Source organism: Curtobacterium sp. MMLR14_010, assembly GCF_001865015.1.
Lineage (GTDB): Bacteria > Actinomycetota > Actinomycetes > Actinomycetales > Microbacteriaceae > Curtobacterium.
Genome location: NZ_MJGV01000001.1, coordinates 1,355 through 23,049 on the forward strand (window position 1 = coordinate 1,355; position 21,695 = coordinate 23,049).

A 21,695-nucleotide genomic window follows, 5' to 3' on the forward strand; every position below is an offset into this window, starting at 1 on the left:
GCTCTCGCCGTCGTTGTTGTCCTCGCCGTTCGCCTCGTTGTGCTTCTCGGCGTACATCGTCAGGTCGGCGAGAGTGAAACCGTCATGGGCGGTCACGAAGTCGACCGAGCAGAGCGGCGAACGGCGCGATCCCTCGTAGACGTCGGGGCTGCCGAGGACGCGCTGCACGGCGTCGGCGAGCGCTCCCTCGTCGCCGCGCCAGAACGCGCGGAGGTCGTCGCGGTACTTGCCGTTCCACTCGGACCAGTCGGCCGGGAAGCCGCCCACCTGGTAGCCGGCGGTGTCCCACGGCTCGGCGATCATCTTGACCTCGCGGAGCACCGGGTCCTGGTGGATGATGTCGAGGAAGGCGGAGTGCTTCTCGGCCTCGCCGTCCTGGCGGGTCAGCGTCGTCGCCAGGTCGAAGCGGAAGCCGTCGACGTGCATCTCCTCGACCCAGTAGCGCAGTGAGTCCATGATCAGGCCGAGCGCGGTCGGGTGCCCGACGTTGAGCGAGTTGCCGGTGCCGGTGGTGTCGAAGTAGTTCGCCTCGTCACCCTCCACGAGTCGGTAGTACGACGCGTTGTCGATGCCCTTGAAGGACAGCGTCGGGCCCATGTGGTTGCCCTCGGCGGTGTGGTTGTAGACGACGTCCATGATGACCTCGAGCCCCGCAGCGTGCAGGGCCTTGACCATCTCCTTGAACTCGGCGACCTGCTGGCCGGCCGTGCCCGCGGACGAGTACTCGTTGTGCGGCGCGAAGAAGCCGATGGAGTTGTAGCCCCAGTAGTTGCGCAGGCCCTTGTCGACGAGCGTCGAGTCCTGGACGAACTGGTGCGTGGGGAGCAGCTCGACGGCCGTGACGCCCAGGTCGACCAGGTGCTTGATCGCGGCCGGGTGCGCCATGCCGGCGTAGGTGCCGCGGATCTCCTCGGGCACGTCGGGGTGCTGCTTCGTGAAGCCCTTGACGTGCACCTCGTAGAAGACGGTGTCGGCGAGGTCGGTGCCCAGGCGGGTGTCGCCCTGCCAGTCGAAGGACCGGTCGGCGACGATCGAGCGCGGCATCGCGGAGGCCGAGTCGGTCTCGTCGATCTGCTCGGGCTCGTTCATGTCGTGGCCGAAGAGTGCCTGGCCCCACTCGTACTCGCCGTCGATCGCGGTGGCGTAGGGGTCGAGCAGCAGCTTGGCGCCGTTGTGGCGCAGGCCGTTCGCCGGGTCCCACGCGCCGTGCACGCGGAAGCCGTAGCGGGTGCCGACGGTGACGTCCGGCACGATGTCGTGGAAGGTGTAGCCCGTGCGCTGCGTCAGCTCGGTGCGGTGCTCGGTGCCGTCCTCGTCGAAGCGGCAGAACTCGACCCGTTCCGCGGTGCTGGAGAACAGGGCGACGTTGGCGCCGCCGTCGACGAGGGACACGCCGAGCGGTGTGCGCGAAGAAGTGGTCATGGTGCCAGTTCTACCGAGGTGGTGCTGTGTCCGGGGCTCGTCGCCGTACCCCGGCGCGTCGAACGGCCATCCGCGGCAGGACCGGCGCTCAGCCCGGTCTTGGTTGGCTGGGGGCATGCGTTCCGTCACCGTCGTCATCCCGGTGCTCGACGACGCCGACCAGCTCGCGGTCTGCCTGGCCTCGCTCGCCGCCCAGACGGTGCCCCCGACCGAGGTGATCGTCGTGGACAACGGCAGCTCGGACGCCAGCGCCGAGGTCGCCCGTGCTGCCGGCGCCGTCGTGCTGCACGAGCCCGTCCGGGGCATCGCCTCCGCGGCCAGCCGGGGGTACGACGCCGCCTCGGGCGAGCTCATCGCCCGGGTCGACTCGGACTCGGTGCTCCCCCACGACTGGATCGCCCGCGGCACCGCCTGGTTCGCCGACCCGCTCGTCACGGCGGTCACCGGCCCCGGTCGGTTCCGGGACCTCGGCCGCGTGGCGACGGTCGTGTGGCAGGTCGCCTACATGGGGGCGTACTTCACGCTGATGACCGCAGCGCTCGGTCGTCCGCCGCTGTTCGGCTCGAACATGCTGATGCGGCGCTCGGCGTGGCTGGCGATCCGGCACCGCGTGCACGTCGACCCGATGGTGCACGACGACATCGACCTCTCGATCCAGTTCGACCCGACCTGGCGCACCGTCCTCGACCTCGGGCTCGTGGCGTCCGTGTCGAGCACGCCCGTGCAGGACCCGTGGGGGCTCGTCGTCCGGACCCGCAAGGCCGGGCGGACCCTCCGGCTGTCCGGGATGCGGGCGTTCACCCCGGCCCGGATCATGCGCCGCGTGCTCGTCGGCACGCGCCCGGTCCGCGTGCTGCGGCAGCCCGACCGCGCGTCGGTCCAGCACGCCGATCCGGCGTCGGTCCGGCAGGTCGATCCGGCGTCGGTCCAGCAGTCGTGACCCCCGACGACGCCCCGGTCGTGGGTCCCGTCGCCGCGCCGGACCTGCACTGCATGACCTTCAACGTGCGCCGACCGATGCCGCACCTGCGCGCCACGCACCCCGACACGTGGGCACGACGGGCCCCGGCCGTCGCAGCGCTGGTCCGGTCCGAGTCGCCCCACCTGCTGGCCGTCCAGGAGGCCGTGCCCACCCAGGTGCAGCACCTCACCGCCGCCATGGGGTCGCGCTGGACCGCCGTGGTCGCCGACCGGCAGGGCGCCGACGGCACGACCGGCGGCGAGCACGTCGGGGTCGTCGTCGACGCCGACCGGCTCACCGTGGGCACCACCACGACGGTCGCGCTCGCGCCCGACCGCTCCCGGGTCGGAGCCCGGGCCTGGGGCGCGCCCTTCCCCCGCATCGCGGTGCTCGTCGAGCTCGAGGACCGCGTCACCGGCGTCCGCTTCGTCGCCCTCGCCACCCACGTCGACCCGTTCTCGCCGCTGGCGCAGGTCCGGTCCGCGCGGCTCATCGGCGCACTCGTGCGGGAGTCCGGCCTGCCCGCCGTGGTGCTCGCCGACTGGAACGCCGGGGAGCGCTCGCCAGCCGCCGGGATCCTCGCCGCCGAGGGTCTCGACGACACCTGGGACCTCGTGGCCGCGCCGGACCGGCCATCGAGCGTCGGCACCTACGCCCACTACCGGGAACCGAAGCCGGGCGGACCCCGCCTCGACCGCGTCCTGGTCACCCGCGACCACCCCGCCGCCCGCGCCGTCGTCGAGCGCGTGGCCGTGTCGACCCGTCGACCGGGCGGCGTCTGGCCCTCCGACCACACCCCCGTGCACGCCGTCATCCGATGGGAGACCCCGTGACGAGCATCGTCCGCACCGCAGGCCCGACCTTCCTCCGACGTCCCCACGGCATCGAGTGGGTCGCCGACGTCCTGCGGGTCCTGACGCTCCTCAGCATCCCGGTCGCGACGATCGTGTGGGGACCGATCGCCTTCGCGGTCATGTCCCTGACGCTGTTCGGGGTCATCGTCCCGCGGATCCTCGGACTCCGCCCGGGCTTCGACGTCGCCCTGTGCCTGCTCGCGCTGGTCGCCGGGTGGAGCAGCGCGCTGGAGTGGTACACGTCCGTCCCCGGCTGGGACAAGCTCATCCACTTCCTGCTCGTCGGCGCGCTCGCCGTGCTCGTCGTGGTGATCGCGTCCGACCTGAAGATCCTGCCGGACGCCACACGCATGCGCGTCGTCGTCGCGGTCGCGGTCTGCGGCACCATCGGCCTGGCGATCGGCGCCGTGTGGGAGATGTTCGAGTGGGTCGGCCACGACTTCCTGGACTCCACGATCTTCGTCGGCTACGACGACACGATCGGCGACCTGCTCGCTGACGGGGCCGGCGCCGTGGTGGTCGGTATCGTCGCCCGCTGGTGCGCGTCCGACCGGCGGACCGTCGAGCCGCCCGTCCGGTCCTGGCGTCAGTCCCCCGCGGTGTAGAGCGCCGACATCCGCGCCATCAGCCCACGCGGCACGAACCGGTGTGCGCTCGCGATCACCGTGTTCCCGAGGCCGGACACCACGGTCGGACCGCCCGCACGCGCGAAGGCCCGCAGACCCACGGCGGCGACCTGCTCCGCGCTCTGCCGTCCGCCCTCGAGCGACGAGCTCCCCGCGGCGTCGAAGAACCCCGTCGCCGTCGGGCCCGGGCAGAGGGCGAGCACGCGGACACCACGGCCGCGGGTCTCCTGCCAGATCGCTTCGGTCAGGGAGAGCACGAACGCCTTCGTCGCGCCGTAGACGCCCATGCCCGGTGTCGGCTGGAACGCCGCGGTGGAGGCGACGGTCATCACGCCACCGACCCCGCACGCGAGCATCGCCGGCAGGAACGCGTGCACGAGCCGGGTGACCGCGGTGATGTTCAGCGCGATCTGGGTGCGGTTCCGCTCCTCGGAGTCGTCGGCGAAGTCGCCGTGCGAGCCGAGGCCGGCGTTGGCGACGACGATGTCCACCCGGCTGTCGGCCAGGGACGTGATGACGTGGTCGACGCCCTCGTCCGTGGACAGGTCGGCGACGAGGACCTCGGCGCGCACCCCGTGGTCACGGCGGACCCGGGCGGCGACCGCCTCGAGCTTGTCGGCCGACCGCGCCACCAGGACGAGGTCGCTGCCGCCGCGCGCGAGTCCGACGGCGAGCGCTTCGCCGATGCCCCCGCTCGCTCCGGTGACGAGGGCGCGACGGGCACGGAAGGGCTGCTTCTGGGAGGCCATGGACCCTGCCTACACGCCGGCGGCGCGGGTCACTCGGGCGTCGAGACGCCCCGACGCAGGATCGCCGCCGCAGCCCGGGCGCGCGGGATGACGACCACGGCGCTCCACAGCCCCAACCCGGTCCACAGCCCGCAGAGCAGCAGCGTGATCACCCAGCCGTGCTGGTCCCGCATCGACCACGACATCGCGAACCACAGCACGGCGGTCAGGATCTTGCCCCAGCCGGCGACCTGCCGGTCCGCCTGCCCGTGCAGCAGCGGCACCCACTCCGTCGCGGGGACGTCGATCGGCACGCGGCCGTCGGAGATCCAGCGCTGGACGGCACTCGCGCGCTCGTAGCCGCCCTCGATGCGCCACGAGCGCAGGAGCAGCACGACGCCGAGCGTCCCGCCGACCGCTGCGGCCGGCACGCCGACGGACACGAGCACGCCGGTCGTCGCCGCGGTCCACGAGGACAGCACGAGCATCACGAACACCAGCGCGAACGCGGCCCCGGAGACGGCGGCCCCGAGGAGCCGGAGCCGACCGGCCTCGTCCACGGCGCCCACCCGCGCGCGCGGGGCAGCAGCAGCGCGGATGCGGTCGGCGTCGGTCACGGTGGTCCTGTTCGTTCGGGGGACCCCATGACTACACCGCGCCGCTCGGCGGACGTCGTGCGCCCGGCCGGTGGACATCCCGGTGCGGCGGCCAGGTCCCGTGGGTAGCGTCGACCACGATCTTGTGAGGAGACCCCATGGCGAAGAACACGAAGCACACCGGTACGAAGGCCCTGCTGCTCGGCATCCTGACGGGCGGCCGCAGCGCCACCCCGCTCGCACTGCTCGCGCTCAACCGCGACCGCAAGGAGCTGTCGGGTGCCTGGCAGGACTGGCCCGCCTTCCGCACGCCGCTCGGACGCGGCCTGCTCATCGCCGGTGCCGTCGGCGAGATCATCGGTGACAAGCTCCCGATGACCCCGAGCCGCACCGCCGCGACCGGCCTGATCGGCCGCGCCACCTCCGGCGCGTTCGTCGGCATGGCGATCGGCACGACGGGCAAGCGCGACCGCCGGGTCGAGGGCGCGATCCTCGGGGCGGTCGGAGCGGTCATCGGCAGCTACGTCGGTCTGCTCGCCCGCAAGTCGGTCACGAAGACGACCGGCCTGCGCGACCCGCTGGTGGCGCTCGCCGAGGACGCCGCGGTCATCGCCGGCACGACGAAGGTGCTCACCTCGCGCTGACACGCGACTGCACGACGGACAGGAGGCTCGGCGCACCACGTGCACCGAGCCTCCTGTCCGTCTCCGGGTGCGTCCAGTGCCCCGCTCAGGTGCGCGCGGTGTGTGCCGCGGCCGTGATGGCCGCCGCGAAGCGGCTGGCGATCGCGTGGTTCGCCGCGGTCGTGGGGTGGATGCCGTCCGTGGAGGCCCCGGGGACCCAGGAGCCGTCGCGCTCGCGGTCCGCGGCGAACGGGTCGGTCTCGTTCCACCCGTGCCGGTGCGCGTCGACGGCCAGGGCTCGGTCGAGCGCTGCGTTGCCCGTCCGCCGGTCGACGCCCCACAGGCTCGTCGTGTGGTCCGAGGGCGGTGCGGCGACCAGGAGCACGTGCGGCGCGGCCACCTGCGCCACGAGCCGACCGACGTCCGCCAGGGTCGTCGCGGTGGGCACGTGCTGGTTCACGTCGTTCGTGCCGAGCTCGACGACCAGCACGTCCTCGCCGTGCACGACGGGCATCCGGGCGAGCACCTGGTCCGAGCGGTACCCGCTGTGGGCGTAGCCGCCGACGGCACGGACGACGGCGGTGGCGGCGGGCGTCGCGGCCAGGTCACGCAGCCACGACCCGGGCCGCGCGGTGATCGAGTCGCCGGCGTAGGCGAAGGGCACCGCTCGGCCCGCCGCGGACCCGAGGGCTCCGGTGAGGACCTGGTCCGGGGTGCGTCGGAGCTCGGCGACCCGGGCGGCCACGACCCGTGCGGCCTGGGGACCGGACAGGTCCGCGCTGGGCCCGTACGCCGCGACCGCGGGGTGCGCGACGACGAGGGCCGTGGGGACGGCGACGAGGACGGCGGCCAGCGCGGCGGTGACGAGGACGTGGCGCACGTGCATGGTGGATCCCGATCGGTCGGAGGTGTGGGATCACCGTAGGACCGGGCCGGGCGCTGCACGCCGTGGGATCGGTGGGAAGGGGCGGCGGTTCCTGAAGCACCTCCGAGCAGGGGCTGGGAGGTGCTCCAGGCCGCCGGCGGTCACCAGCGCTCGTGCACCGTCGCGCGGAACCAGCGGTCGTAGAGGTCACGCACGGTGGCGTCGAGGTCGGCCGGGGCGTCGAGGGACCCCGCCTGGGCGTTCAAACGGGCCTGCTCGGCGTTGCGGGCACCGGGGATCGCCGCCGTGACGCCGTCCTGCGCGATGACCCACGCGAGCGCGGCCTGCGGCACGGAGACGCCCTCGGGCAGCGCCGCGGCGAACTCCTGCGCCGCGCGGACGCCGTCGTCGAAGGGCACCCCGCTGAAGGTCTCACCCTGGTCGAAGGCCTCGCCGTGGCGGTTGTACGTGCGGTGGTCCTCCGGGGCGAACTCGGTGTCCGTCGTGTACTTGCCGGAGAGCAGCCCCGATGCCAACGGGACGCGCGCCAGGATCGCGACCCCGGCCTCCCGGGCGGCGGGCAGGACCGCGTCCAGCGGCTTCAACCGGAACGCGTTGAGGATGATCTGGACACTCGCGACGTTCGGCCGAGCGATCGCGGTGAGCGCCTGGTCGGCGGTCTCGACGCTGACGCCGTAGGCGGCGATCGCGCCGTCGGCGACCAGCGCGTCGAGGGCGTCGTACACGGCGTCGTCGGAGAACACCGCGGTCGGCGGGCAGTGCAGCTGCACCAGGTCGAGCGTGTCCTGCTGCAGGTTCGTCCGCGAGCGGTCGACCCAGGTGCGGAAGTTCGCCGCCACGTAGTTGTCGGGCGTCTGCTCGGCGCGACGGCCCATCTTCGTCGTGACGGTGACGCCCGAGCCCGGGTTCGCCTGCAGCCAACGGCCGATGAGCGCTTCGCTCGTGCCGTCGCCGTAGACGTCGGCGGTGTCGAACAGGGTGACGTCGGCTTCGGCGGAGGCGTCCATCACGGCGAAGGCGTCCTCGTCGGCGACGGGACCCCAGTCACCGCCGAACTGCCAGGTGCCGAGACCGATAGAGGAGACTTCGCGGCCGGTACGGCCGAGGGTGCGTCGCTGCATGGGACCGACGCTAGTCGCCGGTGCCGGGGTGCTCGTGCGGGCTGCGGCCGAACAGGCCGGCGGTCGCCAGGCGCACCCGGCGCCTGGCCTGCTCCTGGTCGTCGCCGAAGCGGTCGACGCCCCAGGACAGCGTCGTGAGCAGTTCGAAGACGTCCTCGGCGCTCGCCGTGTCCGTCGCGCTGCCCTGCGTCCTGGCGCGCTGCAGGAACGTGTCCGTGCGCGCTGTCAGGCGGGCGCAGACGTCCTGCACCGGCGACTGGTCGTCCCCGATGGCGCTGGCGATGCAGGTCGGCAGGTTCTGCCAGATGCGGAGCTGCCAGGTGACGCGGGCCATCCACTCGTGCAGGGCGTCGTCAGCCGGCAGCGACTCGAGCTCGCGCGAGTCGTCGAGGACCGCGTGGACGCTGTCGGCCATGACCGCAGCGAGCAGGTCGTCCCGCGTCGGGAAGTTCCGGTAGAACGTCGCGTTGCCGACCCCGGCCGCCGTGGCGATGCCGTCGATCGGCGCGAGGATGCCGTCGGTCTCGAAGACCTGTCGTGCCGCCGCGGTGATCGCGTCGCGGTTCCGGCGGGCGTCAGCGCGCATGGGCTTCGCGGTCGTCGACGTCACGACACACCTCACTTGACTCAAGTGGGGACATGCCCCACATAATGATCCGGGGAGCATCCCCGCTTCCCGACCCAACCTACAGGAGTGACCATGACTGAGCGACTCGACGGCCGGACCGTGCTCGTGACCGGAGCGAACGGAGGCCTCGGCGAGGAGTTCGTCCGCCAGGCCCTGGAGCGCGGCGCGACGAAGGTCTACGCCACGGCACGGTCCCCGCGGCAGTGGGACGACGAGCGCGTGGTGTCCCTGGCGCTCGACCTCACCGACGGGGAGTCGATCGCTGCCGCGGCACGGACCGCGTCCGACGTGGACCTGCTCGTGAACAACGCGGCGATCGCGCCGGCGTCGGACACGTCCATCGCGTCCGCGCCCGACGACGTCCTGCGCTCGGTGTTCGAGACGAACGTCTTCGGCACGATCCGGGTCTCCGGGGCGTTCGCGCCGGTGCTCGCGGCGAACGGCGGCGGTGCCGTGCTGAACGTGCTCTCCGTCGCCGCGTGGACGCCGATCCCCACGGTCTACGCCGCGTCCAAGGCGGCGGCGTGGTCCGCGACGAACGGGCTGCGCACCGAGCTCGCCGGCCAGGGGACGACGGTCACCGGCGTGCTCGTCGGCATGATCGACACGGCGATGGGTGCGCGCTTCGACGTCCCGAAGACCAGCCCGGCGAGCGTGGTGTCGCAGTCGCTCGACGGCGCCGTGACCGGGGTGTACGAGGTGCTCGCCGACGACGACACCCGGATGGTGAAGGGGCTGCTGAGCCGCCCGGCGGAGGACCTCGGTGCGGCGACCGCACAGGCCATGGCGGCCATCGCCTCCTGACCGACGAACGACGGATCCGGTCGGCGATCCCGCAGGACCGTCGACCGGATCCGTCACCGCTCGATCCGGGATCCGCTGTCCTCAGCGGATCCCGGTGGTGTCACTCGTGCAGGCCGGCGAGCTCCTGGAACTCGTCGTCCGTGAGCTCGACGGTCGCGCCGGCGAGGTTGTCCTCGAGGTGGGCGACGCTCGACGTGCCGGGGATGGGCAGCATCACCGGGGAGCGCTTGAGCAGCCAGGCCAGGGCGACCTGTGCGGGCGTGGCCTGCTTGCGCTCGGCCAGCTCGGTCAGCGGGGAGTCCTCGCCGGTCAGGCCACCGGTCGCGAGCGGGAACCACGGGATGAAGCCGATGCCCTGCTCCTCGGACCAGTCGAGCAGTGCCTCGGAGGACCGGTCGGTGAGGTTGTAGAGGTTCTGCACGGAGACGATCGTGGCGATCTCCTGCGCGGCCTTGACCTCGTCGACGGAGACCTCGGACAGGCCGATGTGGCGGACCTTGCCCTCGTCCTGCAGCTTCTTGAGCTCCCCGATCTGGTCCTCGAGCGGGACCTTCGGGTCGATGCGGTGCAGCTGGAACAGGTCGATGCGCTCCAGGCCCAGGCGGCGGAGGCTCATCTCGGCCTCCTGACGCAGGTACTCCGGGCGGCCGACCGGCGGCCACTCGTTCGGGCCGGTGCGGGTCAGGCCGGCCTTGGTGGCGATGACGACGTCGTCGCCGTAGGGGTGCAGGGCCTCCTTGAGGAGCTCCTCGGCGACGTAGGGGCCGTAGGAGTCAGCGGTGTCGAAGAAGTTCACGCCGAGCTCGACGGCGCGCTTGAGCACGCGGATCGCCTCGTCGTGGTCCTTCGGCGGTCCCCAGACGCCGGGGCCCGTGAGCTGCATGGTGCCGTAGCCGAGGCGATTGACCTCGAGGTCGCCACCGATGCGGAAGGTGCCGGAGGCGTCGGCCGGACGTGTCGTGGTGTCGCTGTTCGTCATCCTCCCGGTCTACGCCGTCTCCGCGAACGCGCGGTGAGCAACCGGTGGCGTCCTGTCCCCCGACGTCAGCGTGTCGGCCGCGGGTACGGCGTCTCGCCGCGGTCGAGCATGCCGACGAGCTTGGCCAGCCGGGCCGCGCGGGTCGTGGCGTTCGGCGCGGTCATGACCCGGTGCAGCACGGCGTACCGGTTCGTGGCGTCGAGCTCGGCGAACAGCGCGGCGGCAGCGGGCACGGCGTCGAGCGCGGCGACCAGGTCCTCGGGCACCGTGGCGGTCGCCGAGCCGGCGTAGGCGCGGTCCCACCGGCCGTCGGCCTTCGCGCGGTCCACCTCGGCCTGCCCGCGCTCCCGCATCCGCCCCGCGGCGACGAGCGTCGCGACCAGGCCGATGTTCCGCTCCGACCACAGCGAGGCCCTGCGCCGCGGGGTGAACCGCTGCAGGAAGGTCGCCGCGTCGTTGCTCCGCTTCTGGCCGTCGATCCACCCGGAGCAGAGCGCCTCGTCGAGGGCCTCGGCGTACGTCAGGGTCGTCGGCCCCGTCGTGCCCTTCTTGGCGAGGGCGAGCCAGACGCCGTCGGAGTCGTCCTCGTGGCGGTCGAGCCAGGCGCGCCAGGCGGCGGCGTCAGCGACGACGAACGGCTCGATGTCCATGCCGGTCATCGTAGGACGGGGCACGCTTCACACCGAGGGCACGGATCAGACCCAGTTCGGCTGCGCGAACACCCCGTCCGGATCGGCCTGCTCGGCGATGCGGTGCAGGCGCGAGGTGTTCACGTCGAAGTACGCCGACGGGTCCGTGATCGCCGCGTCGCAGTAGTTCGCGTACGCGCCGTCGCCCCACGCTGGACGCATCGCCGCACGGAAGCCGCGCACGTACTGGTCGAACGGGGCCGGGTCAGCGCCGTCCTCGAAGACTGCCGTGTACTGCACGGTGCACAGCGCCGAGCGCCACGGGAACGGGGTGTCGGTCCGGCCGACGTCCGCCACGACACCGCCGAGGGCGTCGAGGGACACGCCGCCCTCATGCATGCCGTCGACCGACCCGGACCGCTCGGCCTGCTGCACGAGGACTCCGATCTGCGCGTCGGTGAGCGCAGCCGTGCCGATCGACGACGTCGCCGCCTCGGACACCCGCACCGGCTTGCCGGCGAGCTGCCGCATCGCCTGGCCGTACGTCAGCTCGTCCGCCGTGTGCCGGGTCGGGGTCGCACCGGTCGCGGCGATGAACCCGTCGACCGAGGCGTCCGCGCCGGACTTCTCCCCGGTCCACACGCCGGACACCGTGACGGACGGGCCGCCGGCGTGCCGTTCGCCGCCCAGCAGCTTCAGCGTCGACCACAGCTGCCGGTCCGCGTGGGGCGCCCAGTCCTGCCACGCACGCACCACCGCAGCGGCGTCCGACCAGGGGAAGGTGATGCCGAAGAGCAGGACGGGAGGCGCGGGCTGGGTCCGGAAGGTCAGGCTCGTCACGACGCCCACCGTCCCACCGCCCCCACCGCGGCAGGCCCAGAACAGGTCCGGTTCCCGGGACGACGAGACCTCGTGCACGCTGCCGTCCGCCGTGACGATCGTGGCTCCGGTGAGCTGGTCCGAGGTCAGGCCGAACGAGCGGACGAGCACGCCGACGCCCCCGCCGAGCGTCAGGCCACCGATGCCGACCGTCGGGCACGAACCGGACCCGATCGCCCGACCGGCCTCCGCCAGCGTCGCGTAGACGTCGGCGAGCTGTGCACCGGGGCCGATCGTCACCGACTCCCCCGACACCCGGACGTCGTCGAGGCCCGCGGTGCTGATGACGAGCGAGCGGGGGACGTCCGTCCCGGCGGCGCCCCCGGCCGACCACCCGGTGTACGAGTGCCCGCCGGCCCGGAGCGCGACCGGGGTGCGGGTGTTCCGGGCGAAGGCGAGTCCGGCGACGACGTCGTCGGCGTCCGCCACGCGGAGGATGCCCTGCGGGTCGGCGTCGTCGTACCGGGGGTTCTCGAGCATGCGCGCCGTGTCCCAGCCCTGGGCGCCCGACCGGAGCAGCGCCCCTGTGGTCGCTGCGGCCAGGGCGTCCCAGCTGTCCGGCCCGGAGCCCGTCGGCGGCGCGCTCGCACTGGGCACCGGCGTACCGCTCGCTCCCGAGGTCCTCGTGCTGGACGGTGTCGGCTCCGGCGACCCCCCGCTGCACGCGGCCAGGACCCCGGCGATGCCGAGCCCCACACCCCCGGCGATGAGTCCCCTGCGTGTGGTCGAGTTCCCCAGTGGTTCCGTCACGGAACCTGTCTACCCCGCGGTGGTGGTCAGGGTCGAGGGGTCCTCGCCCATCGCAGGGTCGCACTGGGCTTCTCCCCGAAGCGGGCGGCGTAGCTCGACGCGAACCGTCCGGGGTGGTGGAACTGCCACGCCCGAGCGACGTCCGCGACGGAGTCGACACTCCCACTGGCGAGGTCCTCGTGGACGCCGTCGAGTCGCAGCGCGCGGAGGTGGGTCATCGGGGACGTCTGCAGCTGCCGGGCGAACGCGTCCTGCAGCCCGCGCACGCTCAGGCCGGCGGCCTCGGCGACCTCCTGCACGGACAGCTCCCGGTGGGCGTGCTCGTGCATGAACGCGATCGCGCGTCCGACCGGTGTCGGAGCGACCGGGTCGGCCTCGCGCCGCGGGAACGCCGCGAGCACCGCGGCGACGACCCGGTCGTTCACCGCCGCTCGTGCGTCGGCGGACGTGTCCGCGCTGGTGAGCGCTGCGGTGGACCCCTCGAGCACGGCCCGCAGCCGGTGCAGGGCGTGCTCGTCGCGCGCCAGCTCCTCGAACAGCAGGTCCTGGACGGCAGCGGTGTCCTGCGCGCCGACCGTGGTCCGCAGGATCGCGTCGGACAGGTGCAGCATCGTGACCCTCGACGTGGCAGCCGTGAAGTCGTAGACCGTGCCGGCCGACAGGAACAGCGGCCGCCCGGGCGGCACGACGACGGTCCCGCCGTGTGCCGAGGTGATCGTGGCGGTGCCGTCGCCGATCCAGAAGACGATGTGGTCGCGCCGGCGCTGCATGGTCCCGGCACGGGTCCCCTCGACGCTCGCACCCCGGAGGGAGACGTCAGCGTCGCCGGCTCCGGCGTACCGGAACTGTTCGAGGACGCTGCCGATCCCGCCACCGGTGCCGTAGACGTGGTCCAGCTCCGGGCCACGTCGGGCGCTGATCGTCGCCTTCCGGAACCGGAGGTACGGGGACGAGGGCCCTGACACCGGGTTCACGCTCACACCTGCCATGGTCGCAGAAGTCCCGCTGCGTCCCGGGGACCCCGGCCCCGCAACTGTCCGGATTCCGACGGGGCGCCGCCGGGGTCGCTCGTGACGGGTACGAACGGTGCCTCCCTCCGACGCGGGTAGGCGGAGTAGACCGGGACGCATGCAGACACGCAAGCTCAGTGACCTCGAGGTCGGCCCGATCGGCCTCGGAACGATGGGGATGAGCGCCTTCTACACCGGCGCGAACACGGACGACGACGAGTCGGTCCGCACGATCCACCGGGCGATCGACCTCGGTGTGACCCTCTTCGACACGGCCGAGGCGTACGGCCCCTACACGAACGAGGAGCTCCTCCGCCGGGCCCTCGCCGACCGCCGCGACGACGTCGTCATCGCGACGAAGTTCGGTCTGATCACCCACGAGGCCGGGGAGACGACCCCGGCAGCCGGCCGCGGCATCAGCTCCGCGCCCGAGTCCGTGCGGGAGGCCCTCGAGGGGTCGCTCCGCCGCCTCGGCACCGACCACATCGACCTCTACTACCAGCACCGCGTCGACCCGGCGGTCCCGATCGAGGACGTCATCGGCCAGCTCGCCGAGTTCGTCCAGGAGGGCAAGATCCGTCACATCGGGCTCTCCGAGGCGAGCGCCGCGACGATCCGGAAGGCGAACGCCGTCCACCAGATCACGGCCCTGCAGAGCGAGTACTCGCTCTGGACGCGCGACCCCGAGGGCGACGTGCTCGACACGCTCCGCGAGCTCGGCATCGGCCTGGTCCCCTACTCGCCGCTCGGCCGTGGGTTCCTCACCGGCGCGATCACGAAGCCCTCGGACCTCGACGCCGACGACTTCCGCCTGGCGAACCCGCGCTTCCAGCAGGAGGCCTTCGAGACGAACATGCGCATCGTCGACGAGGTCAAGCACGTCGCGGACGAGGTCGGCGGCACCCCCGCCCAGGTCGCCCTCGCCTGGCTGCTCGCGCAGGGCGACGACGTCGTGCCGATCCCCGGCACGAAGCGTGTCTCCCGCCTCGAGGAGAACGTCGCCGCCGCGGACCTCACCCTGAGCTCGGAGCAGGTCGAGCGCCTCTCGGCCCTGCCCGCCCCGACGGGCGACCGCTACCCCGACATGTCGAGCATCGACCGCTGACCCAGCCGGGCGGCGGACGGGAGGCTCAGTGCCAGCTGGCACCGAGCCTCCCGTCCGTCAGACGTCGGCGGCGAAGCCGGCCGCGCGGAGCTGCAGGTCCTCGATCCGGCGGAGCCGGGCGGCATCGACGTCGAAGCCCTCGTAGGCCAGCGGCGGGGTCTTCCGGACGTTCGCCGAGCACTGGAAGTCCTGGCAGACGAGCGTCCCGACGGTGTTGCCGTTGCGCCCGGCCGGACCCGACCGCTTGGCGCTGTAGAACACGACGTCGTTCGGCAGCTTGACGTCCTGGCACCACGAGCACTGTGCCCGGGAGCGCGGCGACGCATCGGCCTGCCAGAACAGGACGCCGACGAGCTCGCCCTCGAGGGTCGGCACGACGACGTACGCCCGGCGGGCGCTCTTCGGGTCACGCCACCCGAGGAAGTCGAGTGCGTCCCAGTCGAGGGTCTCGAAGTCGGCGGGCAGCGTCAGGTCGCTCGTCTCCTTGCGGGAGGCGTTGACGAAGGACGCGCGGATGGTCTTCTCGCTGATGGGCAGCATGGTGAGCCGTTCTGTGATGCCGACCGGGGCGCTCGTGCGCCGCACCGGGCGGGCGTTCTGGGAGGGGACGACGACTGCGGCCACGTCGACGACGTGACCGGGGGCGTCAGGCCCTGATGCCGGCGTGGACGCCGACGACCTCCTGGGAACGGTTGCTCACGGGCTCGATCCTACGAGGTCGTGTCAAGCGCTCGGCAGTGCCCTGAGCAGCGCCACCGAGCCGTCGTGGGACGGGCGGACACGGAGTGCGCCGTGGCGGTCGTCCCAGGCGCCGGACTCGAGCGCGGTGCGGAGCGCGGCGACCGAGCGGGCGGCGCTCATCTCGTCGACGAGCCCCCAGGCGTCGTCAGCCCGGCGCGCGGCCGGGTCGAGCAGTCGTTCGGGGCGGCCGTAGTACGCCTCGGAGAAGCCGTCGACGCACGTGAAGGGGATCGGCACGCGGGTGGTGGTGACCTCCCCGCCGAGGGCGTCGGCGATGCGGTCGAGGGCCGGGTGGCGGCGGGCGTCGGCGGCCGTCACCTCGGGGGCGTACTCGGCGAGCCAGGAGCCCTGGATCCGGGCGGGGTCCCGCGTCAGCACGACGACCGGGCCGCGCGTCACGCGCCGCATCTCGGCCAGTCCGCGCTCGAGGTCCTGCCATCGGGGGATGGTGAACGCGGTCATCGCCGCGTTGAACGTGTCGTCGGGGAAGGGCAGGTCCGCGGTCGGCTCGACGGTCGTGACGTCCCGGTCGTGCGGCGCGTAGGACGCCGCGGGGTCGGTGCCGGTGTCGGTGCTGAGGTGCAGCACCGTGCGCGCGTCCCCGAGTGCGACCTTCAGGGCCCGGGCGAAGGCGGGTTCCGGGCGGCGCCACCGGGTGTGGTCCTGGTCGGTCGCGCCGTCTCCCGCTGTTCCGTCCGCGCGCCTGGTCACGCGGCTCAGCCTACGGCGGGCGCTAGGGTCGCCACATGATCGCCGACTCTGGTTTCAGCTTCGTGTTCGTCCTCTACGGCCTGCTCGTGCTCGCGGTCGTCGTGCTCGTGATCGCGCTCATCGTGCTGGTGTTCGCCGCGATCCGGGTGCTCCGGCTGTCCGCACAGGAGCGGGTGCTGCGCATCGAGCAGCTCCGCGACGCCGCGTTCGACGACGACGAGGACCCGACCGCCATCTGACGGCGGGCGCCCGCGCACGGCGGACCCGTCAGTCGACCGACTCGGACTCCGTGGCGCGGGCCGCGGCGAGCTGCTCCGCGCGCTCCGTCGCCGCCCAGGTCCCGAGGAGCGCGAGCGAGCGCTCCGACTCCGACCCCGGCTCGGCGCTGTAGGTGAACATCGTCAGGCCCTGGTCCGCGACCAGGTCGAGCGCCTCGTAGTCGAGCTCGAGCGCACCGACGACCGGGTGGCTGATCCGCTTCTTGCCGGTGCGGTGCAGACGGACGTCGTGCTCGGCCCACCAGGAGCGGAACTCCTCGCTGCGGGTGGAGAGCTCCCCGACGAGCGTCACGAGCCCGGGCTCGCAGGGGTTGGCGACGGCCGCGGCACGGAGGATCGCGACGGAGTCCCTGGCGGTCTGGGGCCAGTCGACGAAGAACGTCCGCGCGGCGGGGTCGAGGAACGTGAAGCGGGCGGAGTTCACCGGCCGCCCGGGTCCGGCGAACATCGGCGCGTACAGGGCACGGCCGAGGTCGTTCGCCGCGAGGACGTCACCGCGCTCGTTCCGCACCCACGCGGGCGCGCCGGTGATCGCGTCGAGGAGTCGTTGCACGCCGGGACGGATCCGGGTCGGCATGGTCTTGTGCATGGTCTTCACGCCGGAGTTCGCGAGCCGGGCGAGGTCCCACAGGTGGGTGCGCTCGTCCTCGTCGAGCTGCAGCGCCCGCGCCAGGCCCTCGAGCACGCTGTCGGAGACGCCCTTGAGCGTGCCGCGCTCGAGCCGCGTGTAGTAGTCGACGCTGACGCCGGCGAGCATCGCGACCTCGTGCCGCCGCAGTCCGGGCACCCGCCGGACACCACCGCCGAACGTCGGCATGCCCGCCTGCTCCGGCGAGATCCGAGCCCGTCGTGTGGACAGGAAGTCGCGGATCTCCCCGCGCACGTCGATACCCATGGCGCCAGGCTACGTCCTGGTCCCGAGTGCGAGACAGGCACTGGCCGTACCTGGCCGCTCAGTGGCCCCGCCCGCACGAGTTCAGGGGCCCCGCCCCGACACGACGAGAGCGGGTGACCTCGCGATCACCCGCTCCCGTCAGTCAGTACTGCGTGGCTACTTGTGCACGCGCCCCGACAGCCCGGTCGTGGAACCGTTGGTGTACCCGGACTTCTTGGCGGTGACGGTGACCTTCAGACGCAGACCCACGTCCTTCGTCGTCGTCGTGTAGGTCGACTTCGTCGCCCCGGGGATCGACTTGCCGTCACGCGACCACTTGTAGCTGAACGTGATCCCGCTCGCGTTCCAGGAGCCGGGCTTCGCGGTCACCGTGCGGCCGACCTTCCAGGACCCGACGACGGTCGCTCGGCTGCCTTCCTTCAGCGCCAGCTTCGGCGTGGCGGCGACGACCGTGATGGTGGCCCGAGCCTCCCGGCCGGAACCCGCGCCGATCGCGGACACGGTGATCGCACCGAGGTCCGCGCCGGCCGGGACCTGCAGGGTGCCGGCGACCGCACCGCTCGACCCGGCGACGGCCGTGTCGACGACGGTCGTCCCGGAGCGGAACGTGACGCCTTCACCCCGACGGAAGCCCGTGCCCGTGAGCAGGACCGTGGTGCCCGTCGTGCCCGGCGTGACCTTCGCGACGGAGGTCCCGAGGGCCACCGGGGTGGCCGCAGCGGCCCGCTCGGCGCACACGTCGCCCTGCTTGCCGACGGGGGCGATGGCCTTCGCCGGCGCCGTGACGCCGTCGTCCTCGCGGACGGTCAGGTTGGTGAACGCGGACGCACCCATGACGGCGTTGCTGGTGTTCGTGACGCTCACCTTCAGGGCGGAGCTGGGCGTCGCCGAGGCGATGGTGTTGCCGGCCGTCGGCACGGTGACCGCGCGGCAGGTCTCGCCCGGTGCGAAGGTCACGCGCTCCATGCCGACGCCGACGGTGCCGGTCGCCGATCCGAGGACGCTGACGTACGCGGTGACCGGACGGGAGTCGGCACGCGACAGGGAGACGGCGACGTCGGCGGTGCCGGGGCCGGCGCCCTCCTCCACCGCGGTGGGCGAGACGTTCACCGTGGTGCGCGTCTGGGCGACGGCGGTGCCGACGCTCGGGGTGTCGAACGCCAGGTCGGAGAGGTAGACCCCGCCCGTCCCGGTGCCGTCGGCCCCGACGGCCGCGGTGAAGCGGACCTCGCGGACGTCGGTGAGGTCCAGACCGGTCATCGACGCCGTGGGGATCGTCAGCTGCTGCAGGACGATCTTGTTCAGCGTCGTGTTCGTGCCACCGGGCATCCGGTTGACCGCGAGCGGGTTGATCGCCGAGGCGGCGGTCGACCAGGTGCCCCCGGAGCCGTCGAGGACCGTGATCCGGAAGTCGGTGCCGGTGGGCACGGCCTCGTCGGGGGCGGTCTTCACCGTCAGCTGGCTGCTGCCGGAGACGTCGCGTGCGGACGCGGGGACCGAGACGCGGAGCTCACCGGTGCTCGGGACCGCGGGGTCGGTGGTCGACCCTCCGGTCCAGAGGAACCGGGTGGTCGGGTACGTCGGCACGTTCGGCGCGAAGGACCCGGGCGTCCAGTGCGGGACCTGTGCCGACGCCTTCGTGGTGGCGCAGAACGGGTTCGACTGGGGCAGCGTGCGACCGGTCAGGTTCGTGCAGACCGCGGCGGTCGCGCTGCCGACGGTGCGGGTGAGCGAGCTCGACGAGGCGAAGTCGGTCACGAGCTGCGTCTTCGAGGTGGGCTGCGCGGCCATCGTCCGGACGTCGGCGAACGGCGTCGCGGTCGTGGTGGGCTTGACCGACCCGTCGAACATCGGCTGGAACTGGGTCTCGCCACCCATGGTGAGGCGGAAGAAGCCGGTCATGTAGCTGACACCGACCTGGTACTCCTGCGCAGCGGTCAGGCGGGTCGAGCTGGTGGTGGAGCAGGTCGACGTGGTGTCGTTGACGTTCCAGTCGTCGCCCGTGGCGGCCGGGTACAGGCCGGGCGTCCACACCGTGTTGAAGAAGTTGTGGTTCGCGCCCATCACCCACACCGCGGACCGGAGGACCTCGTCACCGAAGGCGTGCCGGGAGTCGTCGATGAAGTGCTGCCCCTGCTGGTTCGACACGTCGCCGTCGCAGTAGGGCAGGAACACGGCGGTCGGGACGTCCGGCAGCGTCATGCGGCCGAAGTCGACCGGCGCGAGCGGCAGGACCGCCTCGATGCCGTATGGCTTCGGGAGCGCCTGGTTGAGGGTCGCGGCCGAGACCACGCCCTCACCACCGCGGGAGTGGCCCATGATGCCGACGTGCGTCAGGTCGAAGCGGCCCTTGAGCGAGGCGGCGGTGACACCGGCGGCGGCGGCGGGCTGGTCGGTGCGGGTCGTGGCGCGGACGAGGGCGTCGTCGAGGGTGCGCGTCGTCGTCGTGCTCGGGCTCGCGGTGGTCGCCGTGGTGACGTCGTCGTAGGACACGGGGGTCCCGGCGTCGGCCTTGCCGAGCATCCCCAGCGTGTCCAGGATCAGCTGACCGCGGGCCTCGGCGCCGTAGTCGAGCGCGAGCTGGTTGTCGTTCGAGTTCACGGCGTTCGCGGCGATGGAGACCACGTTGTAGCCGCGGGTGGCGAGCGCACGCGCGGTGCCCTCGTAGCCGAGGTACGAGCGGATGTTCATCTGCGTCGGACCGCACGGCCAGCGCAGCGGGTTCGCGCCGGTGCCGGAGCAGGAGGTGTGCCGTCCGTGCAGGAGCACGACCGTCGGTCGTTCCCCGGCGGCACTGGTCAGGTACATCTTCCCGGTGAGCTCACCGCGGATGCCGCCGATCGCCGCGAGCGGGACCGCCTGGTCGCCGAAGTCGTACTCGGCCTCCGTCACCGTGTAGGCGCCGGGTGCGGACGGGTCCTCCACGGCCTCGGCCGTCGCGAGCGACTTCATCTGCCGCTTCAGGGTGCGGTTCTCGGGGACGGGCGGGGTGACCGGGACCGACGTCGTCTCGGTTGCCTTGTCCGCGTCGCCGCTCGACCAGGCCTTGGTGACGTCCGTCGCGCGGGCGACGGACGGGTCGGCGGTGAGGACCTGGAGGGTCTTCCCGTCCGCCGACTCGGTGGCGAGGCCGATCGGCTCGCCGTCCACGACGAGCGTGGGGGCGTCGTCGATCATCGGCAGGGGTGCCTCGAGGTCGAGGGACACGAGGTACCCGCCAGGAGCAGTCGTGACGTCCCAGTCGCTGCCGGAGGCGACGACGGGGTCAGGGGTCGGTGCCGCGAACGCAGGGACTGCGGTCAGGGCGAGGGCGGGAGTCAACGTGGCGGTGATCGCCAGTGCGGCGAGTCGACTCCGGGAAGGGGTTCTGGACAAGGGGCTCCTCGTGTGAAGGGTTTCTCATGACGAAGCTTGGAGTCACCTGCGGGTCTGGTCGCTGTCGGAAACGGTCTCGTAACGAACCATTGACGGCCGGGAAACACAGCACGTGTCGGTCAGCCGGAGAACGCAAGCGACCGTCTGGACGGGGCTGTGGACGGGCGCGGTCCGCCGGGAACGGAGGGCACGCACCGGACGAGGGGCGTTGCATGGAGCCATGACCGACACCACCTGGTTCATCACCGGCTGCTCCACCGGCCTCGGACGCGCGTTCGCCGAGGCCGTCCTCGCTGCGGGCGGCTCCGTCGTCGTCACCGCGCGGGACGCCTCCCGCGTGCAGGACATCGCCGACACCGCCCCCGACCGCGCCCTGGCCCTGGCGCTCGACGTCACCGACCCCGCTGCCGTGACTGCCGCCGTCACCGCCGCCGAGGAGCGCTTCGGGCGCATCGACGTGCTCGTCAACAACGCCGGCTACGGGTACCGTGCCGCCGTCGAGGAGGGTGAGCCCGAGGCCGTCCAGACCCTGTTCGACACGCACGTCCACGGACCGACGGCGCTGATCCGTGCCGTGCTGCCCGGCATGCGCGCCCGTGGCACCGGCACGATCGTGAACATCTCCTCGATCGGCGCCCGCATCTCGCCCGAGGGCTCCGGCTACTACGCGGCGGTCAAGGCCGCGCTCGAGGCCCTGTCGCTCTCGCTCCGCAAGGAGCTCGCCCCGCTCGGCATCGACGTCATGGTCGTCGAGCCCGGCGGCTTCCGCACCGACTTCGCGGGACGCTCGCTCACGCAGTCCGCCACCCCGATCGCGGCCTACGCCGACACCGCCGGCAAGCGTCGGATCGAGCACGACACCGCGCACGGCACCCAGGCCGGCGACCCGGCGAAGGCCGCGCAGGCGCTCATCACCGCGGTCGAGGCCGACCAGACGCCGTTCATGCTGCTCCTCGGCAACGACGCGTCGGACGGCTTCCGCGCCGCGCTGGACGCGCTGCGCGCCGAGGTCGACGCATGGGAGTCCGTGAGCCGGGGCACCGACTTCTAGCGGCCCGGCTGCTCAGGTCCCATCTGCCGGACGGGAGGCTCGG

At 72.7% G+C, this 21,695-nt stretch carries 22 protein-coding genes; 8 read left to right on the top strand and 14 right to left on the bottom strand.

The genetic code is table 11. The features are described 5' to 3' along the window. Positions 1-1,422, bottom strand: a 1,422-nt coding sequence (glgX, locus tag BIU98_RS00010; RefSeq protein ID WP_071269440.1) for a glycogen debranching protein GlgX, incomplete at its 3' end; no start/stop codon positions are given. A gap of 115 nt (positions 1,423-1,537) precedes the next feature. Here glgX and BIU98_RS00015 point away from each other — a divergent pair. The 3 genes from BIU98_RS00015 to BIU98_RS00025 are packed head-to-tail and all read left to right on the top strand — an operon-like array spanning position 1,538 to position 3,842. Next, complete coding sequence (locus BIU98_RS00015; RefSeq protein WP_071269442.1) at positions 1,538-2,362, top strand: glycosyltransferase family 2 protein; 825 nt, start codon at positions 1,538-1,540, stop codon at positions 2,360-2,362. After that, positions 2,359-3,216, top strand: a complete 858-nt coding sequence (locus BIU98_RS00020; RefSeq protein WP_083392822.1) for an endonuclease/exonuclease/phosphatase family protein — start codon at positions 2,359-2,361, stop codon at positions 3,214-3,216. The genes BIU98_RS00015 and BIU98_RS00020 overlap by 4 nt, the downstream gene beginning before the upstream one ends. Further along, on the top strand, positions 3,213-3,842 hold the full coding sequence (locus BIU98_RS00025; protein WP_139200475.1) for a hypothetical protein: 630 nt from the start codon (positions 3,213-3,215) through the stop codon (positions 3,840-3,842). The genes BIU98_RS00020 and BIU98_RS00025 overlap by 4 nt, the downstream gene beginning before the upstream one ends. On the opposite strand, the gene BIU98_RS00030 is transcribed toward BIU98_RS00025, so the two are convergent. Together BIU98_RS00030 and BIU98_RS00035 are read right to left on the bottom strand one after the other, a co-directional pair. Next, entirely contained in the window at positions 3,824-4,612 is a 789-nt protein-coding gene (locus BIU98_RS00030; RefSeq protein ID WP_071269446.1) for an SDR family oxidoreductase, read from the bottom strand. The genes BIU98_RS00025 and BIU98_RS00030 overlap by 19 nt on opposite strands. A gap of 29 nt (positions 4,613-4,641) precedes the next feature. Then, the gene (locus tag BIU98_RS00035) at positions 4,642-5,208 is read right to left on the bottom strand and encodes a hypothetical protein (protein WP_071269471.1); all 567 of its coding nucleotides are present in this window, start codon (positions 5,206-5,208) and stop codon (positions 4,642-4,644) included. A 137-nt stretch (positions 5,209-5,345) separates the two neighbouring features. On the opposite strand from BIU98_RS00035, the gene BIU98_RS00040 reads away from it, so the two are divergent. Further along, a complete protein-coding gene (locus BIU98_RS00040; protein WP_071269473.1) occupies positions 5,346-5,831 on the top strand; it encodes a DUF4126 family protein in 486 nt (161 codons plus the stop codon). An 85-nt stretch (positions 5,832-5,916) separates the two neighbouring features. Here BIU98_RS00040 and BIU98_RS00045 read toward each other — a convergent pair whose 3' ends face one another. From BIU98_RS00045 to BIU98_RS00055, 3 genes are all read right to left on the bottom strand, one after another. Continuing rightward, positions 5,917-6,696: an SGNH/GDSL hydrolase family protein gene (locus BIU98_RS00045; protein WP_071269490.1), complete on the bottom strand. Its 780-nt coding sequence runs from the start codon at positions 6,694-6,696 to the stop codon at positions 5,917-5,919. Between the two features lie 140 nt (positions 6,697-6,836). Further along, positions 6,837-7,817 carry an aldo/keto reductase gene (locus BIU98_RS00050; protein WP_071269492.1) on the bottom strand — a complete coding sequence of 327 codons (981 nt, stop codon included), beginning with the start codon at positions 7,815-7,817 and terminating at the stop codon, positions 6,837-6,839. A gap of 10 nt (positions 7,818-7,827) precedes the next feature. Continuing rightward, positions 7,828-8,427, bottom strand: coding sequence for a TetR/AcrR family transcriptional regulator (locus BIU98_RS00055; RefSeq protein WP_071269494.1), 600 nt, complete (start codon positions 8,425-8,427; stop codon positions 7,828-7,830). 90 nt (positions 8,428-8,517) lie between these two features. Between BIU98_RS00055 and BIU98_RS00060 the strand changes: the two genes are divergently transcribed. Beyond that, the gene (locus BIU98_RS00060; protein ID WP_071269496.1) at positions 8,518-9,249 is read left to right on the top strand and encodes an SDR family oxidoreductase; all 732 of its coding nucleotides are present in this window, start codon (positions 8,518-8,520) and stop codon (positions 9,247-9,249) included. Between the two features lie 100 nt (positions 9,250-9,349). On the opposite strand, the gene BIU98_RS00065 is transcribed toward BIU98_RS00060, so the two are convergent. The 4 genes from BIU98_RS00065 to BIU98_RS00080 all read right to left on the bottom strand — a co-directional run bounded on the left by BIU98_RS00065 (position 9,350) and on the right by BIU98_RS00080 (position 13,466). Continuing rightward, a complete protein-coding gene (locus BIU98_RS00065) occupies positions 9,350-10,228 on the bottom strand; it encodes an aldo/keto reductase (RefSeq protein WP_071269498.1) in 879 nt (292 codons plus the stop codon). Between the two features lie 65 nt (positions 10,229-10,293). Further along, complete coding sequence (locus tag BIU98_RS00070; protein WP_083392824.1) at positions 10,294-10,878, bottom strand: YdeI family protein; 585 nt, start codon at positions 10,876-10,878, stop codon at positions 10,294-10,296. A gap of 45 nt (positions 10,879-10,923) precedes the next feature. After that, on the bottom strand, positions 10,924-12,333 hold the full coding sequence (locus BIU98_RS00075; protein WP_083392823.1) for an FAD-binding oxidoreductase: 1,410 nt from the start codon (positions 12,331-12,333) through the stop codon (positions 10,924-10,926). A gap of 179 nt (positions 12,334-12,512) precedes the next feature. After that, the gene (locus BIU98_RS00080; protein ID WP_175481247.1) at positions 12,513-13,466 is read right to left on the bottom strand and encodes an AraC family transcriptional regulator; all 954 of its coding nucleotides are present in this window, start codon (positions 13,464-13,466) and stop codon (positions 12,513-12,515) included. A 148-nt stretch (positions 13,467-13,614) separates the two neighbouring features. Here BIU98_RS00080 and BIU98_RS00085 point away from each other — a divergent pair, with 148 nt between their 5' ends. Beyond that, positions 13,615-14,601 carry an aldo/keto reductase gene (locus BIU98_RS00085; protein WP_071269504.1) on the top strand — a complete coding sequence of 329 codons (987 nt, stop codon included), beginning with the start codon at positions 13,615-13,617 and terminating at the stop codon, positions 14,599-14,601. 57 nt (positions 14,602-14,658) lie between these two features. On the opposite strand, the gene BIU98_RS00090 is transcribed toward BIU98_RS00085, so the two are convergent. Together BIU98_RS00090 and BIU98_RS00095 are read right to left on the bottom strand one after the other, a co-directional pair. After that, entirely contained in the window at positions 14,659-15,141 is a 483-nt protein-coding gene (locus BIU98_RS00090) for an FBP domain-containing protein (protein ID WP_071269518.1), read from the bottom strand. A 183-nt stretch (positions 15,142-15,324) separates the two neighbouring features. Beyond that, a complete protein-coding gene (locus BIU98_RS00095) occupies positions 15,325-16,053 on the bottom strand; it encodes a methyltransferase domain-containing protein (RefSeq protein ID WP_071269506.1) in 729 nt (242 codons plus the stop codon). A 35-nt stretch (positions 16,054-16,088) separates the two neighbouring features. Here BIU98_RS00095 and BIU98_RS00100 point away from each other — a divergent pair, with 35 nt between their 5' ends. Further along, positions 16,089-16,292: a hypothetical protein gene (locus BIU98_RS00100; protein WP_071269508.1), complete on the top strand. Its 204-nt coding sequence runs from the start codon at positions 16,089-16,091 to the stop codon at positions 16,290-16,292. A gap of 28 nt (positions 16,293-16,320) precedes the next feature. On the opposite strand, the gene BIU98_RS00105 is transcribed toward BIU98_RS00100, so the two are convergent. Continuing rightward, positions 16,321-17,226 (bottom strand): helix-turn-helix transcriptional regulator, encoded by a 906-nt coding sequence (locus BIU98_RS00105; RefSeq protein ID WP_139200477.1) that lies wholly within the window; start codon positions 17,224-17,226, stop codon positions 16,321-16,323. A 156-nt stretch (positions 17,227-17,382) separates the two neighbouring features. Beyond that, positions 17,383-20,601 carry a hypothetical protein gene (locus BIU98_RS00110; RefSeq protein WP_139200478.1) on the bottom strand — a complete coding sequence of 1,073 codons (3,219 nt, stop codon included), beginning with the start codon at positions 20,599-20,601 and terminating at the stop codon, positions 17,383-17,385. 220 nt (positions 20,602-20,821) lie between these two features. On the opposite strand from BIU98_RS00110, the gene BIU98_RS00115 reads away from it, so the two are divergent. After that, complete coding sequence (locus BIU98_RS00115) at positions 20,822-21,652, top strand: oxidoreductase (protein ID WP_071269512.1); 831 nt, start codon at positions 20,822-20,824, stop codon at positions 21,650-21,652. Positions 21,653-21,695: the final 43 nt, after the last annotated feature.